Below are 18,800 nucleotides of genomic sequence, written 5' to 3'. Positions count from 1 at the left end.
GGTGTTCAGGTCTTTCGTCACACATCGATCATGAACACCCTCCACCTATCCCCGTGCCCGGCCCCTTCACGCGACCTTCACGGAATCAACCATCTAGCGTCTGCTGCATGGTCGAGTCTTCCCGAGTGCAGACCGCCCCTGTGCAGGACATCCCTGCGCGGGGCGAGCCTGTGCAGGACACCTCCGTGCCGGCCGCTCAGCATGGTGACGTCGACGAGGATCCCCAGAGTCGGCCGGATGCCCGAGAACGTCTCCTGACTCTGATGGCCAGAGCCCGCGACGGTGCGGACATACTGCCCGATGCCGGCTCGGCGGGGGAGGCCGGCAGCCCGGTGGGTGATTCCGCGCCGGACAGTCGCCTGCAGCGGTTCGCCCGGCGCCGGCTGCCCGAATCCTGGCTCCGGTCCCGAGTGGACCTGGGAAGGACGGGGTTCGTCGGGCTGGCGATGGCAGCGGTGGTGATCGCGGCAGTCGTTGCCGTCACCGTGTGGAGCAAGCGGCCCTCCGCCGAACCGGTGCCGCACCTGCCGGTCGTGGCCACGACGACCTCATCGGCGGAAACCACTGCTCCGCCGGAGGAACTGGTCGTCAGCGTCGTCGGCCGCGTGCACGAACCCGGCCTGGTCACCGTGCAACAGGGTGACCGCGTCGCCGACGCCCTCCGCGCGGCGGGTGGCAGGCTCCCCGGCACCGACACCGTTACGCTGAACCTCGCCCGCAAGCTTGCCGATGGCGAGCAGCTCTACGTGGGTGTGCCGATCCCGCCGCAGGCGCGAGGGTCGGGCAGCGCGGGTTCTGCCGGTGGCGGCCCGGCGGGCTCCGACCGGAAGCTCGACCTCAACTCCGCGAGTCAGGAGGCGCTCGAGGAGCTCCCCGGGGTCGGACCGGTCACGGCCGAGCGCATCGTGCGGTGGCGTCGCGAGCACGGCCGGTTCGACTCGGTGGAGCAGTTGCGGGACGTGAGCGGCATCGGCGAGGTGCGCCTCTCGCGGTTGCAGGAGCTCGTTCGAGTGTGAGCACGGCGGGAGTCGGCACCGTGGGCCGGATCGGGCAACGCCACCAGCACGGCACGGTCGACCTTCGCCTCGTTCCCGGGGCCGTAGCAGTGTGGGTGGTCACGCTGACGGGACTGCTCTGGGGATGGGTGCCTGCCGCGATCGTGGCCGTGGCAGCGCTCGTCGCTCTTCCGCTGGTGTGGGGGACGGCGAGGTCGTCCCGATGGGCCAACGGGATGCTCGCGGTCCTGACCCTCATCGGCGTCTCGGCCTTCGGAATCGCTGTGCGGATGCACCAGATCGAGCAGCATCCGCTGAGAGCGGAGGCCGAGCGGGGAGGCCGGGCGTCGGTGCGTGCGGTCCTCGACGACGCCCCGGAGCCACTCCGGGGTGCTTCCTACGGCGGCACACGCGCGGGAGCCAGAGCGGTCGTGCGGGCCGAGCTGGAGGCCGTACGGGTCGAAGACCGGTGGGTACGTGCGGGTGGCGCCGTCCTCCTGCTCGTGCCGACACACCAGTGGCGACATCTGATCGCCGGCCGGCGTGTCACCGTCGAGGCGACACTGCTCCCGCCGCGCGGCGGGGACCTGCTGGTTGCCGTGCTCGCGGTGTACGAGCCGCCGGAAACCGTCTCCGCGGCCCCGGAATGGCAGCGCATCGCCGAGAACCTGCGGCAGGGGCTGCGGCAGGCGGCCGCGGCCGTGCTCGATCCAGCGGCGGCGGGTCTGCTGTCCGGCCTTGTCGTGGGCGATACCAGCGAGCTGCCACAGGAGGTGGTGCACGAGTTCGACACCGCAGGCCTGGCACATCTCAACGCCGTCTCCGGGGCGAACCTGGCCATCGTCTGCGGTGCCGTGCTGCTGCTGTTCGGACTGATCCGCGCCGGGCCGGTGGTTTCGGCGCTGGGGGCGGGCGCCGCGATGCTCGGGTTCGTCGTTCTCGCCGGGGCGGAACCGAGCGTGCTCCGGGCTGCGGTGATGGGAGCGCTCACTCTGCTCGCCCTCGTGCTCGGGAGGCACAGATCGGCCTTGCCCGCGCTGTCGGCCGGCGTGATCCTCCTGTTGCTGCTGGCGCCCGGCCTGGCCACCAGCGCCGGTTTCGCGTTGTCGGTCGCCGCCACGGCAGCGCTGATCGTGCTGGCTCCCGCCTGGTCGGCCGCTTTGCACGCCAGGGGAGTGCCGGTGGGCGTGGCCGAGGCGCTGGTCGTTCCGACCGCTGCGCACGTGGCCACCGCTCCACTGGTGGCCGCCCTGTCCGGAAAGGTCAGTGCCGTCTCGGTTCTCGCCAACCTGCTGGCGGGGCCGGTGGTCGCTCCGGCGACCGTGCTCGGTGTCGTCGCCACCGTGATCGCACCTCTATGGAGCCGGGGAGCCGAGATCTGCGTGTGGCTGGCCGCGCCGGAGCTGGAGTGGGTGTTGGCGGTGGCCCATCACGCATCGGCCTTGCCCGGTGCCGCCTTCGCCTGGCCGTCGGGTGTCGGCGGCGGGCTGCTGCTGGCCGGAGTGACCCTCGTCGTGCTGGCGGGGTTCCGTAGCAGGAGGATCCGCTGGAGCCTGGCGGTCCTGCTTCTGCTCGCCGGGGTGGTGCTCGTCCCCGCACGGGTCATCCGTCCCGGGTGGCCCGTGCCGGGGTGGAACATGGTGGCCTGTGATGTGGGGCAGGGCGACAGCCTGATCCTGGCCACCGGTGTGCCGGGAGAAGCCGTGGTGGTCGACACCGGTCCGAAGCCGGGGGTTGTGGATGCGTGCCTGCGCCGCCTCGGCATCGAACGGATTCCCCTGGTCATCCTGACCCATCTGCACGCCGACCACATCGGTGGCCTCTCGGGCGTGCTGGACGGTCGCGCCGTGGGCTCGGTGGCGCTCAGCGAGGCGCGAGAGCCCACCTGGGCGCTGGAGAAGGTCCGCCGCGACACCCGGGCAGCCGGAGCCGCTCTGGTGACTCTGTCCGCGGGTCATCAGCTGCGGTGGCCCGCCCTGCGGCTCGAGGTTCTGGCACCGGCGGAGCCTTCCACACCGATCGATTCGGAGGGCGAGGTCAACGATGCCTCCCTCGTGCTGATGGCCACCATCCGGACCGTGCGGGTCCTGCTCACCGGCGACATCGAGTTACAGGGGCAGGCGCGACTGCTGGGATCGGGGCGTGACCTGCGGGCGGACGTGCTGAAAGTCCCCCACCACGGTTCCCGGTACACGAATCCGCGTCTGCTGGAGGTCGTGGACCCGCGGTTGGCGATGATCAGCGTGGGACACGGCAATGACTACGGCCATCCGAGTCCCCTGATCGTCGGCGCGCTGACCCGAGCGGGGGCGACGGTCCTGCGGACCGACCAGGAGGGCGATATCGCCGTACTGGCCGGTCCGCAGGGGCTCCGGACGGTCAGCAGGGGGTGAGCAACAACGTCAGAGGCCCAGGGCGGAGTCCACGGCCTCGGTGTTCGGTGCGACCGTGGCCTTCGGGCCGACATGGTCCTGCACGGCATCGAGCGTCTTCAGGCCGTCACCGGTGATGAGCAGCACGGTCTCCGAGTCCGGGTCGAGTTGCCCGTTGTCGATGAGTTTCTTCGTGGTGGCCACCGTCACTCCGCCCGCGGTCTCGGCGAAGATGCCCTCGGTACGTGCCAGCAGGCGGATGCCCTCGACGACCTCCGCATCGGTGACATCCTCGACCGCACCGTTGGTGCGGCGCACGGAGTCGAGCACGTACGGGCCGTCGGCGGGCGCCCCGATGGCCAGCGAACGCGCGATGGTGTCCGGCCGGACCGGCTGCACCGTGTCGTGGTCTTCCTTGAAGGCGCTCGCCACGGGGGAACATCCCGAGGCCTGGGCGCCGAAGATGCGGTAAGGGCTCGGTTCGACGAGACCGACCTCACCGAGCTCCCGGAAACTCTTGTCCACTTTGGTCAGCTGCGAGCCGGAGGCAATCGGCACGACGATCTGCTCGGGCAGTCGCCAGCCCAGCTGCTCGGCCACCTCGAAGCCCAGGGTCTTGGATCCCTCGGAGTAGTAGGGCCGGACGTTGACGTTGACGAATGCCCAGTCCTCGTGCTCACCGGCCAGCTCGGTGGCCAGCCGATTGACGTCGTCGTAATTGCCGTCGACCGAGATCAGCGAACCGTCGTAGACGGCGGTCATCAGGACCTTGGCCCGCTCCAGCGAGGACGGCACGAGCACGACCGAGTCCCAGCCGGCACGGGCGGCGGCCGAGGCCACGGCATTGGCCAGATTGCCGGTGGAAGGACAGGCCAGCACCTTGAAGCCGAACTCGCGGGCGGCGGCCAGGGCCACGGCGACGACGCGGTCCTTGAACGAGTGGGTGGGGTTGCCGGTGTCGTCCTTGATCCAGATGCGCTTGACACCGAGCGCCTTCGCGAGGTTGTCCGCCCGTACCAGCTTGGTACAGCCGGGATCGGTGTTCGGGTATTCCTCCACATTGGAAGGTACCGGCAGCAGGTGCTTGTAGCGCCAGATGGAACGCGGCCCGGCTTCGATGTCCTCGCGACGGACCCGGCCGAAGTCGTAGGCGACCTCCAGCGGCGAGAAGTCCTCGAGGCAGACGAACTCGGGCGCCAGCGGCTGGCGGTGTCCCTCTTCCTTGGATACCAGCTCGGCGGCAGGGCCGAGATCGAAACTCTTGTTCGCCGCAGTGGTCCGGGTGTCGGCGGCAACGGTCATCGCGAGGTCCTCTCCCCTCATCTGTCCCGCAGGCGGGTCGGAATTGGCACCTTTTTCGCCGGCGGCCTCGCGGTGGTGAACACGAATGGCCGGCGCTGGTTGCCGGGGCTTCTTCGGGCCGTTCCCTCTGCCCCTCTGGATGAGCTGTTCGGTTGTGGCCGCCACGTTACGTCAATCGCCCACGATCCGACCACTGCGGTCCACGGTGCGAGACGTCACCGGCCTGTCACGGGGGCGTGCGACCATGGCGACATGGCCGCCTTCCCGGAGTCGCTGCATCTGGTCCTCGGCGAAGAGGAACTGCTGGTCGAGCGGGCTGTCCGGGCTGTGGTGGCGTCGGCGCGGGCGGCTGATCCCACCGTCGAGCTTCGCCGGATCAAGGTGAGTGAGCTCACCGCGCCCGAGCTCGACGAGATGCTCAGTCCCTCCCTGTTCTCGGAAGGGCAGGTCGTGGCGCTGGAGGCGGCTCAGGAGGCGGGCAAGGAGATCGCCGAGGCGATTCTCGCCCACGCTCGCCAACCGGCCGAAGGGGTGATCCTCGTCGTGGTGCACAGCGGTGGTGGCCGGGCGAAGCAGGCCAAGGAACTGCCCAACGCGCTGCGCAAACTCGATGCGACCGTGACGGAGTGCCGCAAGATCGCCAAGCCCGCCGAGCGAGAGGCCTTCGTGCGGGACGAAGTGCGGCGTGCCGGTGGGCGCATCGACCCGGCTGGAGTGAGCGCACTGATCGAGACCGTGGGGTCGGATCTGCGTGAGCTGTCGTCGGCAGCGTCTCAGCTCGTTGCCGACACGGACGGCCGGGTGGACGAGCAGGCGGTACGCCGTTACCACCAGGGCCGTGCGGACGTCACCGGCTTCGTGGTCGCGGAGAAGGCCGTGACGGGCGACCGCGCCGGGGCACTGGAGGCGCTGCGGTGGGCGCTGCAGCTCGGCGTTCCGCACGTTCTGATCGCCGATGCGCTCGCGGAGTCGGTGCGCACCCTCGGTCGGGTTGCCGCCGCGGGCAGCAACGACACGTACCGGCTGGCGAGCGAGCTGGGCATGCCCGAGTGGAAGGCGAGGAAGGCGCTGGGGCAGGCGCGAGGATGGAACCGCGCCGGGGTGGCCGAAGCCATGCGGCTGACCGCTGCCGTCAATGCCGATGTCAAGGGGCAGGCGGCGGATGCCTCCTACGCGCTGGAGCGCACGGTGCTGCGGGTGATCGACCTGCGTGCGCGGTGACTCGGAAGAAAACGGGCCCTTCGGAAGGCAATCGCTTCCGAAGGGCCCGAGAGACCGAGAGCTCGGAACTTCAGAGCTGGTTGGCGCGCTTGGCCATGGCAGCCTTCTTGTTGGCGGCCTGGTTGCGGTGGATGACACCCTTGCTGGCAGCCTTGTCCAGCGAGCGCGCGGCGGCACGCTGCAGCTCGATGGCCTTGTCCTTCTCGCCGGCGGCAGCGGCCTCGCGGAACTTGCGGATGGCGGTTTTCACCGAGGACTTCACCGCTTTGTTGCGCTGACGGTTCTTCTCGTTGATGAGGATCCGCTTGCGTGCGGACTTGATGTTGGCCACTGGTACGCCTCTTTCGACTCGATCGGCTGGTCGTGCCGCGCTGTCGTGGCGCTGCTCCTCGCTCGCTGCCCGTGATCCACGGTCGGGGACTCGTGATCAGAGGACTCGACTGCGGAGCAACCTTCCTCCCGAGCGGAATGCCGCACGGCACGGCGCGCCATCCTAGCAGCGTCGGAGGGGCGAGTCCGACTACGGGCACGAGGTCAGCCCGTTTCGTCTGCCGCACCGCGGTTCTTGTGCGGGCGCCCGCGGCGAGCCGGTTTCCCCGCGTCCTCGGGGAGCCGGCCCGCCTCGGAGAGCGCCTTGCGCAAGAGGAACTCGACCTGCGCATTGGTACTGCGAAGTTCCTCGCCGGCCCACCGGGCGAGCGCATCGTGTACCGCCGGGTCCAGACGGAGAAGAAAGCTCTTCCGGGAAGCCACATCCCACCTCAGTGGTACAGCGAGCCGGTGTTGACCACGGGTTGGGTTGCTCGGTCGCCGCACAGCACGACCAGCAGGTTGCTGATCATCGCGGCTTTGCGTTCCTCGTCGAGTTCCACCACGTCGTGCTCGTTCAGTCGCTGCAGTGCCAGGTCGACCATACCGACAGCGCCCTCGACGAGTTGCCGTCGCGCCGCGACCACGGCGCCCGCCTGCTGGCGCTGCAGCATGGCCTGGGCGATTTCGGGAGCGTAAGCCAGGTGCGTCAGCCGCGACTCGATGATCTCCACCCCTGCCGACCGGACCCGTACGGCGATCTCCTCGGACAGTTTGCCGGTGATCTCGTCGGCGTTCTCCCGCAGCGACAGCGCGTGCGCGCCCTGGTTGTCGTAGGGATAGCTGGTGGCGATGTGACGCACTGCCGTCTCGGTCTGGGTCTCCACGAACTCGACGAAGTTGTCGACCTCGAACGATGCCTGTGCCGTGTCGGCCACCTGCCAGACCACCACCGCCGCGATCTCGATCGGGTTGCCGTCGGCGTCGTTGACCTTCATGACCGACGTCTCGTGGTTGCGAATCCGGGTGGAGATCTTCTGCTTGCTGCTCAGCGGGTTGGCCCACTGCAGACCGGTGGCGCGGACCGTGCCGGTGTAGCGGCCGAGGAACTGCAGCACGCGAGCTTCGCCGGGAGACACCGCGAAGAGTCCCACCAGCGTCACCAAGCCCGCCAGGACGACCAGCACGCCGACCACCGCGATCGAGATGCCGGTCCCGCCGGCGACCACGACGCCGACGACGATCAGCGCGATCCCGGCGAGCAGAGTGAGGAGTCCGGCGCCGAGCATCGGCATCCCCGGGAAATGCACGGCCCGGTGCTCGCGTATGCCGGGCGCGGGCATGGCCATCGCCGTCTCGGCAGCGTCGCCGGTTGTTTCGGTGTCTCTGGTCGTTTCGGCCTGCACGGTGCTCATGGTGATCCTTGCCATCGGTGGCTAGCGATATTGAAAAACTAACATAGTGATATCACTTTATTGTGCTCGTCCGAAAGAGCGTCCCGGTCTGGCAGGGTGTTTTCCGGCAATGCCAGTGGAGGAGATCGCATGGAACCTGAATCCGGTCCCCCGCCGTTTCCGGATGCGTCCGGCGCGGCCGACGACACGCCGGCACTGCGACTGGAGACTCTCGGCAAGCGGTTCGGAAACACAACCGCCGTCGACCGGTTGTCCTTGTCGGTGCCGCGAAGTTCGTTCTTCGGTCTCGTCGGTCCCAACGGAGCGGGGAAGACCACCACCCTGTCGATGGCGGTGGGACTGCTGCGCCCGGACGGCGGGAGCGCACACATCCTGGGGTCCGACGTCTGGCAGGATCCGGTCCGGGCCAAGGAGCTCGTCGGAGTGCTGCCGGACGGCATGGCGATGCCCGAGCGGCTCACCGGCCGGGAGCTGCTCACCTACACCGGACTGCTGCGCGGAATCGACCCCGGCACGGTTGCCCAGCGCACCGAGGAACTGCTGTCGGTGCTGGAACTCACCGACGCGGCACACATCCTCGTCGTGGATTACTCGGCGGGGATGCGCAAGAAGATCGGGCTGGCCACGGCGATGCTGCACGGACCGAAACTGCTCGTGCTCGACGAGCCGTTCGAGGCCGTGGACCCGGTCTCGGCCGGAACGATCCGCAGGATCCTGCAGCGCTTCGTCGCCGCGGGTAACGCCGTGGTGTTCTCCAGTCACGTGATGGCTCTGGTCGAACAGCTCTGCGATCAGGTGGCCGTCATCGCCTCCGGCCGGGTCATCGCCGCCGGTTCACTGGACGAGGTCCGAGGAGGAGCCTCCTTGGAGGACGCCTTCGTGCATCTTGTCGGCGGCCGCACCGGCGGCGGGGAGGGGCTGTCGTGGTTGGCGTCCTGATCCGCATGCGGCTGCGGTTGTTGAGCCATTCCTTGCGTGGCGCGGCCCGGGTCAGCGGTTTCGTCGCCGGTATCTTCCTGGGGCTGCTGGGCGCCGCGATCACGGCAGGCGCCATCGCGGGCGCCGAGTTGGCCGGGAATTCCGGCCTCGCCGTGGCGCCGTTGTTGTTCCTGGTGTGGACGCTCGGCTGGCTCGTCGCACCGGTGCTGGTGGCCGGCAGCGACGAGACCCTGCAACCCGAGCACTTCAGCCTGCTGCCCATCGGGCCACGCAAACTCGCCCCGGGACTGCTGGTGGCCACCACTGTCGGCATCGCCCCGGTGATGACCCTGCTCGCCTTCGCGGGGCTGCTCGTGCCTGCGGCAAGCCATGGAGGGGCGACATTCGTGGTGGCGGCGGTGGGGGTCGTGCTTCAGGTGGTGCTGGCGATCGTGGCGTCCCGCGTCGTGGTGGGCTGGCTGGGTTCGGCAATGCGTTCCCGACGCGGTCGGGACCTGGGGATACTGCTGGCTTCCGGTGTGATGCTGCTGATCATTCCGGCGCAGATGCTGCTCGGTTCGATCGTGCCCATCCTGGCCGGTGCCGGTGACTCCGCGCTGCTTGAGGCACTTCGCTGGCTACCGTCCGGCTGGGCTCCGGCGGCGGTCCAGGCCGCATCGACCGGGCAGTGGTTGCCTGCGGCGGGACTGCTGGCCGCACTGGCTGCCGCCGTCGGGGTGCTGACGTTGCTGTGGTCGGAGTTGCTGCGCAGACGGTTGACCACGCCGTCCACAGGATCGGGCTCAGTGGCGGAAAAGGTCGGCGGCGGGTGGCTGGAGCGTGCCCTGCCCGCCGCACCGGTCAGCGCGGTGATGATCAAGGAAATCCGCCTGTGGTGGCGCGACAACCGGCGCCGCGTGTCCCTGTTGCCGGGTCTGCTGCTCGGTTTGGCGATGCCGTTGTTCCTCGGCTTCGGTGATGGTCCTGGTACTGCGTCCTTGCCGTTCGCCGCGCTGTTCGCGATCTGGCTGGCCATGCTCAACTGCGGCAATCTGTACGGTCTCGACGGTGCCTCCCTGCGACACACCCTGGTCGCTCCCGAGGTGCAGCACGCGGAGGTGCGGGGGCGGCAGCTGGCGTGGCTGGCGTTCGTGGCTCCGGTCGTCGCCCTGGCCGCGCTCGTCCTGCCCGCGGTGGCCGGGCAGGCGGAGATGTATCCCTGGGTGCTCGGCCTGACCGCCGCCGACTTGGGTGCCGCCAGCGGTGTGGTGATGCTGCTTTCGGTGTTCGCCCCCTTTCCGGTGCCGCAACAGCGCAGCAATCCCTTCACTGCGGCCGGTCAACCCGGATGCGCGACCGGATTGAAGCAGGTCGCCATGAGTGTGCTGCTGGTGGTCGCCGTGATACCGGTACTCGCCGTGCTGATCACCGGCACGTTGCTGGACAACGACTGGTTGCTGTGGTCGTCGGTTCCGCTGGGGCTGCTCACGGGAGCGGTGTCGGCATGGGGATGCGGGCTGGTTGCCGTCCATTGGCTCCGTACTCGTGGCCCCGAGCTGCTGAACGCCGTGCAGCCGTGAGAAAAGCTCTTCGATGCTCCTGTCCGGCCTCACCGGTCCACCTTCGCCCGTGCGGGTGAGAGCGTGGCCACCGAAAGCGCTGATGTGGTCACCCGATCGGCTGGTCGGCAAGAACGTGTTCCGGAGCGGGAACAAAGCCGTGGAGCGACTCGTTGAGGTGGGTGGCTGGTTTTTGTGTTCGTGTTCGACACGCTCGCAGAATGATGTTGCGGGCGCGTAGTTGCCCTTCAGGAAGCTGGAGGCACCACCGTCTGGAACGCCAGGCCTCGGCGATCCACACAGGGTGGGCGCCGATACCCCCCGTTCCTGTTGGGAGACAGAGATGACACAGGGCACTGTGAAGTGGTTCAGCTCGGAGAAGGGCTTCGGTTTCATCACCCCCGACGAGGGTGGTGCCGACGTCTTCGTGCACTACTCGGAGATCGAGGGCACCGGGTTCCGCAATCTCGAGGAGAACCAGTACGTGGCTTTCGAGGTGACCCAGGCCGCCAAGGGTCCTCAGGCCACCGGCGTTCGCGTCCTCTGAGGCCGCCACTCACTTGATCACCGCCTGCTTGGCGGTATCCGAACGACCTTCCACCGGCCGGTGGAAGGTCGTTTTCGTCTCGGAGGCCGATCGAGCCCGCGGTGGGCGATCGCACGGCGAGTCGGCGGCGAGCGTGGTCCCCCCCGCCGGTACCCGTGCCGGCATGTCCGGAGGCTCCGGCGGGTAGAACGGACTCATGGAGATCTTGAACAGCCGGATGATCCTGCGGCCCCGGGATCCTCAGCGGTCTCTGGAGTTCTACCGGGACGTTCTGGGACTGGCGATTTACCGCGAGTTCCCCGGTGGGACGGTGTTCTTCCTCGGCCAGGGTTTCCTGGAGCTCTCCGGGCGGGCCGACGAGGGGCCGAGCCCGGACCAGGCGCTGTGGTTGCAGGTCCGCGACGTCCGCGCGGAGTTCGGACAATTGCGCGAGCGCGGCGTGGCGGTGCTGGCCGAGCCCGAGGTGAAACCGTGGGGACTGCACGAGGCGTGGATCGTCGACCCCGACGGTATGCACATCGCGCTGGTGGAGATCCCCGCCGACCACCCGCTGCGCGTCGATGTGCGACAGCACTGACGGAGCAATGTGTCCGAGCGTCGGGGCGAGCCGAGATTTCGGCGGCGGCATGCTCAACGGTTTCCGTCGCTCCCCGAGGCCGTGTTGCCGGAGTCCAGTGGTGGGCCGTCCACCGCGCAGTGGCTTCGCCGGGCCGTCTTCCCTCGGGCCGACCGCGCCGTGCCGGAGGCGGATCCTGCCGTGTCCGGAATGCTGTTCGGGATGCTCAGCGCCGAAAGCGCTCCGCCCAGCACGAGCAGGCCCGCGCAGATGAGCATGGCCGTGTCGAAACCGGCGGCGAACAGGGCGGGCCGGGTGTAGTCGTCGCCGGAGAGCCCGACTGCCACGGGCAGTACCGCCACTGCCAGCATCTGGGCGGTGCGTGCGACGGCGTTGTTGACGCCCGACGCGATCCCGGTGTGCCGGGGGCCCGCGGCGGCCAGTGCCGTACTGGTCAGCGGCGCCACGGTGATCGCAAGCCCGAACCCGAACAGGGCCACCGCGGGCAGCACCTCACCCGAGTACGAGGCGCCGGAGCCGATGCGCAGCATCAGCAGCAACCCGGCCGCGGCCACCACCGGTCCCACGGTCATCGGAAGGCGCGGCCCGATGCGTTGTGCCAGCGCTCCCATGCGGGCGGACAAGGCCAGCATGATGGCCGTGACCGGCAGCAGCGCCGCACCCGCCAGCAGCGGCGAGAAGCCGGCCACCACCTGCAGGTGCAGCACGAGCAGGAAGAACACACCGCCGAGAGCGGCATAGACGGTGAGGGTGACCAGGTTGACCGCGCTGAAGCGCCGCGAGGCGAAGATGCCCAACGGCAGCATGGGTTCCGACTTGACGTGCTCGACCAGCACGAACGCGGTGAGCCCCGCGAGCCCGCCGAGGCCCACCCCCATCGTGACCGGGGTGATGCCCGACTCCCCGGCCACGCTGAGCGCGTAGGTCAGCCCGGCCAGACCCAGAGTGCACAGTGCCGCACCGGCCACGTCCGGACGGCGACTTGCCGACGGGGCGGAACTTTCCGGCACGTGCCGCGCGGTGACCGCGACGACCAGTGCGGCCAACGGGAGGTTCAGCAGGAAGATCCATCGCCAGTTGCCCGCTGCGACCAGCCATCCGCCCAGGAACGGCCCCACGGCACTGGCGATCCCGGCCAGCCCCGACCACGCTCCGATGGCCCGCGACCGGTGCTCGGGCACGAACGAGGCCTGGATGATCGCCAGGCTCCCCGGTGTCAGCAGTGCTCCGCCGATGCCCTGCAGTGCGCGGGCGGCGATGAGCGCTTCGATGGTCGGTGCGAGCGCACATCCCAGGGACGCCAGCGCGAACCATCCGGTGCCCACCAGGAAGAGGCGCTTGCGCCCATAGCGGTCCCCGAGGGATCCACCCAGCAGGATCAGGGCGGCCAGCGTCAGCGTGTACCCGTTGACCACCCACTGCAGCCCGACCAGCCCCGCGTTCAGCTCGCGCCCCAGCACGGGCAGCGCGATGGTGACCACGGTGGCATCCAGCGCCGCCATGCCCGACCCCAGCACCGTGGCCGCCAGGACCCACCGGCCGGAGGGTTCGCCCAGGCGCGTCCGCACCGGCTCGGAATCCTGCGGATCCGAGCCGCTCGCCGTCATGGGTGACCTCCCGAACCCGGTGGAAACGGTGTCGCACCGGCATTTTCGATGCACGTCCGCGCCGGGAGGTTCACGCGGAACGGGTGGCGGTGAGCGTGCTCGTCCACGGACTGTTTCGAGTTGGGCGCGGAACAGTCCCGGACTCGTGGGACGATGGGGTGGTCCTGCCCGTATGCGAGTCGACATCTGCGCGAGGAAACTTCAGTGAGCACGTTCGCAGACACCACCTTCACGTCTCCGGAGCGCATCCGGAACTTCTGCATCATCGCCCACATCGACCACGGCAAGTCGACGCTGGCCGATCGGGTGCTGCAGCTCACCGGGGTGCTGGGCGAGCGCGGGTATCGGGACCAGTACCTCGACCGGATGGACCTCGAACGCGAGCGCGGTATCACGATCAAATCCCAGAACGTGCGGCTGCCGTGGCGTCTCGACAACGAAGACTACGTGCTGCACCTCATCGACACGCCCGGGCACGTCGACTTCACCTACGAGGTGAGCCGGTCACTGGCCGCCTGTGAGGGTGCGATTCTGCTGGTCGACGCGGCGCAGGGCATCGAAGCGCAGACGTTGGCGAACCTGTACCTGGCGATGGAACACGAGCTGGAGATCATCCCGGTCCTGAACAAGATCGACCTTCCCGCTGCCGAGCCGGACCGCTACGCCGCCGAGCTCGCCCACATCATCGGATGCGACGAATCCGACGTGCTGCGGGTCTCGGCCAAGAGCGGCGAAGGTGTGGCCGAGGTGCTGGATGCGATGGTGCTCAACGTCCCCGCTCCGCAGGGCGATGCCGAGGCTCCGGCCCGCGCGATGATCTTCGATTCCGTCTACGACACCTACCGGGGTGTGGTGACCTACATTCGGGTGGTCGACGGCAAGATCACCCCGCGCGAGCGGATCCGGATGATGTCCACCGGTGCGACCCACGAGCTGCTGGAAGTCGGCATCATCTCGCCCGACCAGAAGGCCTGCAAGGGGCTCGGCGTCGGCGAGGTCGGCTACCTCATCACCGGGGTGAAGGACGTCCGCCAGTCCCGCGTCGGCGACACCGTCACGTTCGAGAAGAAGGGGGCCGAGCAGCCCCTGGGCGGGTACCGCGATCCGGTGCCGATGGTGTATTCGGGCCTGTTCCCGATGGAGGGCTCGGACTACCCGGTGCTGCGGGATGCGCTGCAGAAACTGCAGCTCAACGATGCAGCGCTGACCTACGAGCCGGAGACCTCCGGCGCGCTCGGCTTCGGTTTCCGCTGCGGCTTCCTCGGGCTGCTGCACCTGGAGATCACTCGAGCACGTCTGGAGCGGGAGTTTGGGCTCAACCTGATCTCCACGGCGCCCAATGTCGTCTACGGCGTGACGCTGGAGGACGGCACCGATGTGGAGGTCACCAACCCGTCGGACTGGCCGGAGGGCAAACCCCGCGAGATCCGCGAACCGATCGCCAAGTGCACGGTCATCGCCCCGTCGGAGTTCGTGGGCGCGATCATGGAACTGTGCCAGAGTCGGCGCGGGCGGATGGACGGGATGGACTACCTCTCGGAGAGCCGGGTCGAGCTGCGCTACACGATGCCGCTGGCCGAGATCGTGTTCGACTTCTTCGACTACCTGAAGTCGCGCACCCGTGGCTACGCCTCGATGGATTACGAGGAGTCGGGCATGCAGGCTTCGGATCTCGTCAAGGTCGACATCCTGCTGCAGGGCGAGGCGGTGGACGCCTTCAGCGCGATCGTGCACAAGGACGATGCCTACTCCTACGGCACGAAGATGGCGGGCAAGCTTCGCGAGCTCATCCCGCGCCAGCAGTTCGAGGTGCCGATCCAGGCCGCGGTGGGTTCACGCATCATCGCCCGCGAAACGGTACGGGCGATGCGCAAGGACGTGCTCGCCAAGTGCTACGGCGGCGACATCAGCCGCAAGCGCAAGCTGCTGGAGAAGCAGAAGGAGGGCAAGAAGAAGATGAAGACCGTCGGGCGGGTCGAGGTCCCGCAGGAGGCCTTCGTCGCCGCGCTGTCCACCGAGGAGACGAACAAGGACGACAAGTCCGACAAGGACAAGAAGGGCAAGAAGTAATCGCTCTCAGTCGCTCGGCCGGGGCAGGACGGTGAGTTCCGGCCACTGCTCCTGCCAACGCCGGGCCTTCGTCTCGTAGACCTCCCTGGGTGCGAGTACCGGGTACGAGGACTCCTGAGAGATCGTTGTCATCTGAATGCGGGGGCATTCGACGAGGGCATCTTGTCTATGAGGCGAGTCGGCGATGCCCGCCGGAGGTGTTGTCCGGTGCGGCGATCAACTGGTGCGCGCGTTGGTACGAGACGCCCAGAATGATCCCGATATCCCGGACGGTGAGGCCACTGTTCGCCAGCTTCCGTGCTGCCTCACGCTTGAGTGTCGACGCTTTCCTGTCCTTGTCCTCGGCTTCGGCCCGAAGCTCCTCCGACTCACGGAGCGCCTCGGCGACTTCGTGGTCCAAAGCCGGGGTGATGGTCACTTCAACGGACTCTTCCGGGACGCCCGCGACGAAAGCGATCGCTTCGCGGTGAACCTCCTCAGCACGGTCGAGGCGACCGACTTGCGACAGCGCGCTCGGGTACTGATCACACTGGATCATCCACCAGCGGCCGTCTCGCTGTGCTGTCGCCGTGAAGTGGGTCATTTCCACCATCTCTTCCCGAGCGCCGGCTCAAGCTGCTTGCAGATCACTTCGGCCATCCGATCCGGGATCTCAGTATGGCGACCCACGGTTGTCCGCACTTGTCCGCACTGGATACCGGTGTGGTTGGTGCGTTCGAAGAACTCCACGTTCACATCTTGCTGCCTGGCGGCTTTACGGATCTTTCGGAGCAGGTCACCACGCTTCACGAGCGTAGTCAATAGGCGGTAGAAGAATCAAGTCAAACCATGCTAGACACTGCGCTCGAAAGAGTGATCGCCGCCGTCTCACCCCTGGTGGGCCTCCAGGAAGGCGTAGACGTCGGCCTCGTCGACGCCGGGGAAGGTGTCCGAAGGCAGCGCGGACAGCACGTGCGAGTGCGCCCGTGCCGACGGCCAGACCATGCCCTGCCAGCGGTTGGCCAGTTCGGCCGGCGGGCGCTGGCAGCACTCGCCGTTGGGGCAGCCGGACTTCGAGTGGTTCGTGGTGTCGCGCCCCCGGAACCAGCGTGACTCGGTGTAGGGCACGCCGAGGGTGATGGCGAAGTCCTTGCCGCGGCTGGGGTCGACGTGGGCCACGCACCAGTGGGTGGCGCCCGGCTTGTCGGTGTACTGGTAGTGCGTCGAGTACCGGTCGGCGGAGGCGAAGACCTGCCGCCCGGCCCAGTGGCGGCACATGCGCTGCCCCTCGATGGCGCCGGTGGGATCGCTCGGGAACACCAGCCCGTCGTTTTCGTAGGCCTTGTAGATGATCCCGGTCTCGTCGTTGCGCACGAAGTGGCACACCAGGTCGAGGTACTGGGTGGCGAGGTTGGTGAAGCGGTGCGCGGCCATCTCGTAGGACACCGAGAACACGTCCCGCAGATCCTCGACGGCCAGATCCCGCTCGGCCTTGGCCTTCTGCAGGTAGCTCACCGCCGCGCGCTCGGGCACCAGCACGGCGGCGGCGAAGTAGTTCGCCTCGACGCGCTGGCGCAGGAAGTCGGCGAAGTCGCGCGGCTGGCGGTGACCGAGCGTGAGGTGCCCGAGCGTCTGCAGCAGGATGGTGCGCGGGCTGTGCATGCCCAGCGATTCCCGGCGCAGGAAGATCCGCTGGTGGCGCAGATCGGTCACCGAGCGCACCGAGCGGGGGAGGTCGGTGACGAAGCGCAGGCCGTAGCCGAGGTGGCCTGCGATGGACTGGATGATGCCCTCGGACAGCGGGCCGCCGTGGTAACCGACGCGGTCGAGGATGTCCGAGGCGGCCTTTTCGATCTCGGGGAAGTAGTTGCCGTGCTCGCGCATGGTGCGGCGGAGTTCGGCGTTGGCCGCCCTGGCTTCCTCGGGGGTGGCGACCTGCTTGGTCTCGCGCCGCCGCAGCTCCTCGTAGAGGGCGAGCACGTGCTCCAGCGCCTCGGTGGGAACCCGCTTGCTGATCTTCAGCGGCGGCACGCCCAGTTGCTGGTACAGCGGGTCGAGCTGGGCCTGCTCCACGGCGATTTCCAGCTCGGCGCGCCGGTTCGGTGGCTTCTTCGACATCAGCTCGTCGACCGAGCTGCCGAGCGCGTCGGCCAGTGACCGCAGCAATGAGAGCTTGGGCTCGCGGTGGCCGTTCTCCAGCAGGGAGAGCTGTGAGGGAGCCCGTCCGACTCGTTCTCCCAGCTCGACGAGGGTCAATCCGGCAGAACGACGAAGGTGCCGCAACCGCTGTCCAAAGACCAGCAGGTCTTGATCGCTAGAAAAATTACCGTCTTCTTCTTCGGTGAAGTCCTGCATGAGCTTCATGATATCGAAACAAAGCCAAAATTTCTCCCCTTTTTTGTCTCGTCAACCTCTGGTGTGGCGGCAAGACTGGGTGCCAGCAGGCCGCAAGCGCGATCGAAAGGTGAACACCATGAGCTCCCAGCCTGGCACTCGCGAGCAGGCCCTCCAGGCCGCCAACGACCTCCAGCGTGAGTGGGACACCGACCAGCGGTGGAAGGGTGTCGAGCGCACCTACTCCGCCGGTGACGTCGTCCGCCTCCGCGGGTCGGTGCAGGAAGAGCACACCTTGGCGCGTCAGGGTGCCGAGCGACTCTGGAACCTGCTGCACGAGAACGACTACATCCACGCTCTCGGTGCGCTGACCGGGAACCAGGCCGTCCAGCAGGTGCGCGCGGGTCTTCAGGCGATCTACCTGTCCGGCTGGCAGGTGGCCGCCGACGCCAATCTCGCGGGCGAGACCTACCCGGACCAGAGTCTGTACCCGGCCAACTCCGTTCCGCAGGTCGTGCGGCGCATCAACAACGCGCTCAAGCGCGCCGACCAGGTCGCCTGGGCCGAGGCGCTGGACTCCGAGGGCACCGAGGTCGAGAGCGAGGACCGGCACTGGCTGGCCCCGATCGTGGCCGACGCCGAGGCCGGATTCGGTGGCGTGCTCAACGCCTACGAGCTGATGAAGGGCATGATCCAGGCGGGCGCCGCCGGTGTGCACTGGGAGGACCAGCTCGCCTCGGAGAAGAAGTGCGGCCACCTGGGCGGCAAGGTGCTCATCCCCACCGGCCAGCACATCAAGACCCTCAACTCCGCGCGCCTGGCCGCCGACGTCGCGGGCGTGCCGTCGCTGGTCGTCGCCCGGACCGACGCGCAGGCCGCCACGCTGCTGACCAGTGACATCGACGAGCGTGACCAGAAGTTCGTCACCGGTGAGCGCACCAGCGAGGGCTTCTACCGGGTCAACAACGGCATCGAGCCGTGCATCGAGCGCGGTCTGGCCTACGCGCCCTACGCCGACCTGATCTGGATGGAGACCTCCACACCGGACCTCGACGAGGCCCGCAGGTTCGCCGAGGCGATCAAGGCCCAGTACCCGGACCAGATGCTGGCCTACAACTGCTCGCCGTCGTTCAACTGGCGCAAGAACCTGGACGACAGCACCATCGCCAAGTTCCAGCGCGAGCTCGGCCAGATGGGCTACAAGTTCCAGTTCATCACCCTGGCCGGCTTCCACGCGCTGAACTACAGCATGTTCGACCTGGCCAAGGGTTACGCCTCGGAGGACATGACGGCCTACGTCGACCTGCAGGACCGCGAGTTCGCCGCCGAGAAGGACGGCTACACCGCGACCAAGCACCAGCGTGAGGCCGGCACCGGTTACTTCGACCTCATCAGCACCGCGGTGAACCCGGACTCGTCCACCACCGCGCTGGCCGGCTCCACCGAGGCCGCCCAGTTCTGAGTGCCTGTCTTTGATCTGGTTCTTTCGCTCGGGTGATCAGCCTGAGCAGGGTGACCCGCTCCGGCGTTTCAGGCGGATGCATTGCAAGGCAGTAGGCCACGTGGCGTAGGTGGCTACTCGATGTGGCCTGCAA

At 68.1% G+C, this 18,800-nt stretch carries 18 protein-coding genes and 1 riboswitch; of the genes, 9 read left to right on the top strand and 9 right to left on the bottom strand.

What is annotated here, in order from left to right; all coding sequences use genetic code 11:
* Positions 1 to 107: 107 nt before the first annotated feature.
* Together DFQ14_RS15800 and DFQ14_RS15795 are read left to right on the top strand one after the other, a co-directional pair.
* Positions 108 to 1,016, top strand: coding sequence for a ComEA family DNA-binding protein (locus tag DFQ14_RS15800; protein ID WP_246195692.1), 909 nt, complete (start codon positions 108 to 110; stop codon positions 1,014 to 1,016).
* Positions 1,013 to 3,388 (top strand): DNA internalization-related competence protein ComEC/Rec2, encoded by a 2,376-nt coding sequence (locus DFQ14_RS15795; RefSeq protein ID WP_338072619.1) that lies wholly within the window; start codon positions 1,013 to 1,015, stop codon positions 3,386 to 3,388. Before DFQ14_RS15800 ends, DFQ14_RS15795 begins: the two co-directional genes overlap by 4 nt.
* 9 nt (positions 3,389 to 3,397) lie before the next feature.
* Here DFQ14_RS15795 and thrC read toward each other — a convergent pair whose 3' ends face one another.
* The gene (gene thrC, locus DFQ14_RS15790) at positions 3,398 to 4,669 is read right to left on the bottom strand and encodes a threonine synthase (protein WP_114454073.1); all 1,272 of its coding nucleotides are present in this window, start codon (positions 4,667 to 4,669) and stop codon (positions 3,398 to 3,400) included.
* 14 nt (positions 4,670 to 4,683) lie between these two features.
* Positions 4,684 to 4,815, bottom strand: a riboswitch (SAM riboswitch).
* A gap of 106 nt (positions 4,816 to 4,921) precedes the next feature.
* Here thrC and holA point away from each other — a divergent pair.
* On the top strand, positions 4,922 to 5,890 hold the full coding sequence (gene holA / locus DFQ14_RS15785) for a DNA polymerase III subunit delta (RefSeq protein WP_114454054.1): 969 nt from the start codon (positions 4,922 to 4,924) through the stop codon (positions 5,888 to 5,890).
* A 70-nt stretch (positions 5,891 to 5,960) separates the two neighbouring features.
* On the opposite strand, the gene rpsT is transcribed toward holA, so the two are convergent.
* From rpsT to DFQ14_RS15770, 3 genes are all read right to left on the bottom strand, one after another.
* Positions 5,961 to 6,221, bottom strand: coding sequence for a 30S ribosomal protein S20 (gene rpsT, locus DFQ14_RS15780; RefSeq protein WP_114454053.1), 261 nt, complete (start codon positions 6,219 to 6,221; stop codon positions 5,961 to 5,963).
* A gap of 203 nt (positions 6,222 to 6,424) precedes the next feature.
* Positions 6,425 to 6,643: a type II toxin-antitoxin system antitoxin gene (locus tag DFQ14_RS22405; RefSeq protein WP_114454052.1), complete on the bottom strand. Its 219-nt coding sequence runs from the start codon at positions 6,641 to 6,643 to the stop codon at positions 6,425 to 6,427.
* Between the two features lie 8 nt (positions 6,644 to 6,651).
* A complete protein-coding gene (locus DFQ14_RS15770) occupies positions 6,652 to 7,614 on the bottom strand; it encodes an SPFH domain-containing protein (RefSeq protein WP_114454051.1) in 963 nt (320 codons plus the stop codon).
* A 129-nt stretch (positions 7,615 to 7,743) separates the two neighbouring features.
* On the opposite strand from DFQ14_RS15770, the gene DFQ14_RS15765 reads away from it, so the two are divergent.
* The 4 genes from DFQ14_RS15765 to DFQ14_RS15745 all read left to right on the top strand — a co-directional run bounded on the left by DFQ14_RS15765 (position 7,744) and on the right by DFQ14_RS15745 (position 11,215).
* Positions 7,744 to 8,553 (top strand): ABC transporter ATP-binding protein, encoded by an 810-nt coding sequence (locus tag DFQ14_RS15765; protein ID WP_114454050.1) that lies wholly within the window; start codon positions 7,744 to 7,746, stop codon positions 8,551 to 8,553.
* Positions 8,538 to 10,112, top strand: coding sequence for a hypothetical protein (locus DFQ14_RS15760; protein ID WP_114454049.1), 1,575 nt, complete (start codon positions 8,538 to 8,540; stop codon positions 10,110 to 10,112). The genes DFQ14_RS15765 and DFQ14_RS15760 overlap by 16 nt, the downstream gene beginning before the upstream one ends.
* Before the next feature lie 322 nt (positions 10,113 to 10,434).
* Positions 10,435 to 10,638: a cold-shock protein gene (locus DFQ14_RS15755; RefSeq protein WP_114454048.1), complete on the top strand. Its 204-nt coding sequence runs from the start codon at positions 10,435 to 10,437 to the stop codon at positions 10,636 to 10,638.
* Positions 10,639 to 10,834: 196 nt separating this feature from the next.
* Positions 10,835 to 11,215, top strand: coding sequence for a VOC family protein (locus DFQ14_RS15745; RefSeq protein WP_114454046.1), 381 nt, complete (start codon positions 10,835 to 10,837; stop codon positions 11,213 to 11,215).
* Between the two features lie 53 nt (positions 11,216 to 11,268).
* Here DFQ14_RS15745 and DFQ14_RS15740 read toward each other — a convergent pair whose 3' ends face one another.
* Positions 11,269 to 12,822: an MFS transporter gene (locus tag DFQ14_RS15740; protein WP_114454045.1), complete on the bottom strand. Its 1,554-nt coding sequence runs from the start codon at positions 12,820 to 12,822 to the stop codon at positions 11,269 to 11,271.
* A gap of 204 nt (positions 12,823 to 13,026) precedes the next feature.
* On the opposite strand from DFQ14_RS15740, the gene lepA reads away from it, so the two are divergent.
* Positions 13,027 to 14,892: a translation elongation factor 4 gene (gene lepA / locus DFQ14_RS15735; RefSeq protein WP_246195693.1), complete on the top strand. Its 1,866-nt coding sequence runs from the start codon at positions 13,027 to 13,029 to the stop codon at positions 14,890 to 14,892.
* Positions 14,893 to 14,898: 6 nt separating this feature from the next.
* Here the strand turns inward: lepA and DFQ14_RS22125 are convergent, their stop codons facing one another.
* The 4 genes from DFQ14_RS22125 to DFQ14_RS15725 all read right to left on the bottom strand — a co-directional run bounded on the left by DFQ14_RS22125 (position 14,899) and on the right by DFQ14_RS15725 (position 17,226).
* The gene (locus DFQ14_RS22125) at positions 14,899 to 15,024 is read right to left on the bottom strand and encodes a nucleotidyltransferase family protein (RefSeq protein WP_218956403.1); all 126 of its coding nucleotides are present in this window, start codon (positions 15,022 to 15,024) and stop codon (positions 14,899 to 14,901) included.
* Between the two features lie 34 nt (positions 15,025 to 15,058).
* Positions 15,059 to 15,475: a type II toxin-antitoxin system HicB family antitoxin gene (locus tag DFQ14_RS15730; RefSeq protein ID WP_141921361.1), complete on the bottom strand. Its 417-nt coding sequence runs from the start codon at positions 15,473 to 15,475 to the stop codon at positions 15,059 to 15,061.
* Positions 15,472 to 15,681, bottom strand: a complete 210-nt coding sequence (locus DFQ14_RS21700; RefSeq protein WP_147275573.1) for a ribonuclease PH — start codon at positions 15,679 to 15,681, stop codon at positions 15,472 to 15,474. Before DFQ14_RS21700 ends, DFQ14_RS15730 begins: the two co-directional genes overlap by 4 nt.
* 78 nt (positions 15,682 to 15,759) lie before the next feature.
* A complete protein-coding gene (locus DFQ14_RS15725) occupies positions 15,760 to 17,226 on the bottom strand; it encodes an XRE family transcriptional regulator (RefSeq protein ID WP_114454072.1) in 1,467 nt (488 codons plus the stop codon).
* Between the two features lie 118 nt (positions 17,227 to 17,344).
* Between DFQ14_RS15725 and aceA the strand changes: the two genes are divergently transcribed.
* A complete protein-coding gene (gene aceA, locus DFQ14_RS15720) occupies positions 17,345 to 18,667 on the top strand; it encodes an isocitrate lyase (RefSeq protein WP_114454042.1) in 1,323 nt (440 codons plus the stop codon).
* Positions 18,668 to 18,800: the final 133 nt, after the last annotated feature.

This window comes from Halopolyspora algeriensis (assembly GCF_003337235.1).
Lineage (GTDB): Bacteria > Actinomycetota > Actinomycetes > Mycobacteriales > Pseudonocardiaceae > Haloactinomyces > Haloactinomyces algeriensis.
Note: the sequence above shows the minus strand (reverse complement) of the source record. Positions and strands in the feature narration are given on the sequence as shown.

Excerpts from the sequence above, each read along its gene's own strand:
- thrC (WP_114454073.1), bottom strand. The coding sequence starts at position 4,669 with ATGACCGTTGCCGCCGACACCCGGACCACTGCGGCGAACAAGAGTTTC.
- DFQ14_RS15740 (WP_114454045.1), bottom strand. The coding sequence starts at position 12,822 with ATGACGGCGAGCGGCTCGGATCCGCAGGATTCCGAGCCGGTGCGGACG.
- DFQ14_RS22125 (WP_218956403.1), bottom strand. The coding sequence starts at position 15,024 with ATGACAACGATCTCTCAGGAGTCCTCGTACCCGGTACTCGCACCCAGG.
- aceA (WP_114454042.1), top strand. The coding sequence starts at position 17,345 with ATGAGCTCCCAGCCTGGCACTCGCGAGCAGGCCCTCCAGGCCGCCAAC.
- DFQ14_RS15765 (WP_114454050.1), top strand. The coding sequence starts at position 7,744 with ATGGAACCTGAATCCGGTCCCCCGCCGTTTCCGGATGCGTCCGGCGCG.
- DFQ14_RS15770 (WP_114454051.1), bottom strand. The coding sequence starts at position 7,614 with ATGAGCACCGTGCAGGCCGAAACGACCAGAGACACCGAAACAACCGGC.
- DFQ14_RS15745 (WP_114454046.1), top strand. The coding sequence starts at position 10,835 with ATGGAGATCTTGAACAGCCGGATGATCCTGCGGCCCCGGGATCCTCAG.
- holA (WP_114454054.1), top strand. The coding sequence starts at position 4,922 with ATGGCCGCCTTCCCGGAGTCGCTGCATCTGGTCCTCGGCGAAGAGGAA.
- DFQ14_RS15725 (WP_114454072.1), bottom strand. The coding sequence starts at position 17,226 with ATGCAGGACTTCACCGAAGAAGAAGACGGTAATTTTTCTAGCGATCAA.
- DFQ14_RS15755 (WP_114454048.1), top strand. The coding sequence starts at position 10,435 with ATGACACAGGGCACTGTGAAGTGGTTCAGCTCGGAGAAGGGCTTCGGT.
- DFQ14_RS15800 (WP_246195692.1), top strand. The coding sequence starts at position 108 with ATGGTCGAGTCTTCCCGAGTGCAGACCGCCCCTGTGCAGGACATCCCT.
- DFQ14_RS15730 (WP_141921361.1), bottom strand. The coding sequence starts at position 15,475 with ATGACCCACTTCACGGCGACAGCACAGCGAGACGGCCGCTGGTGGATG.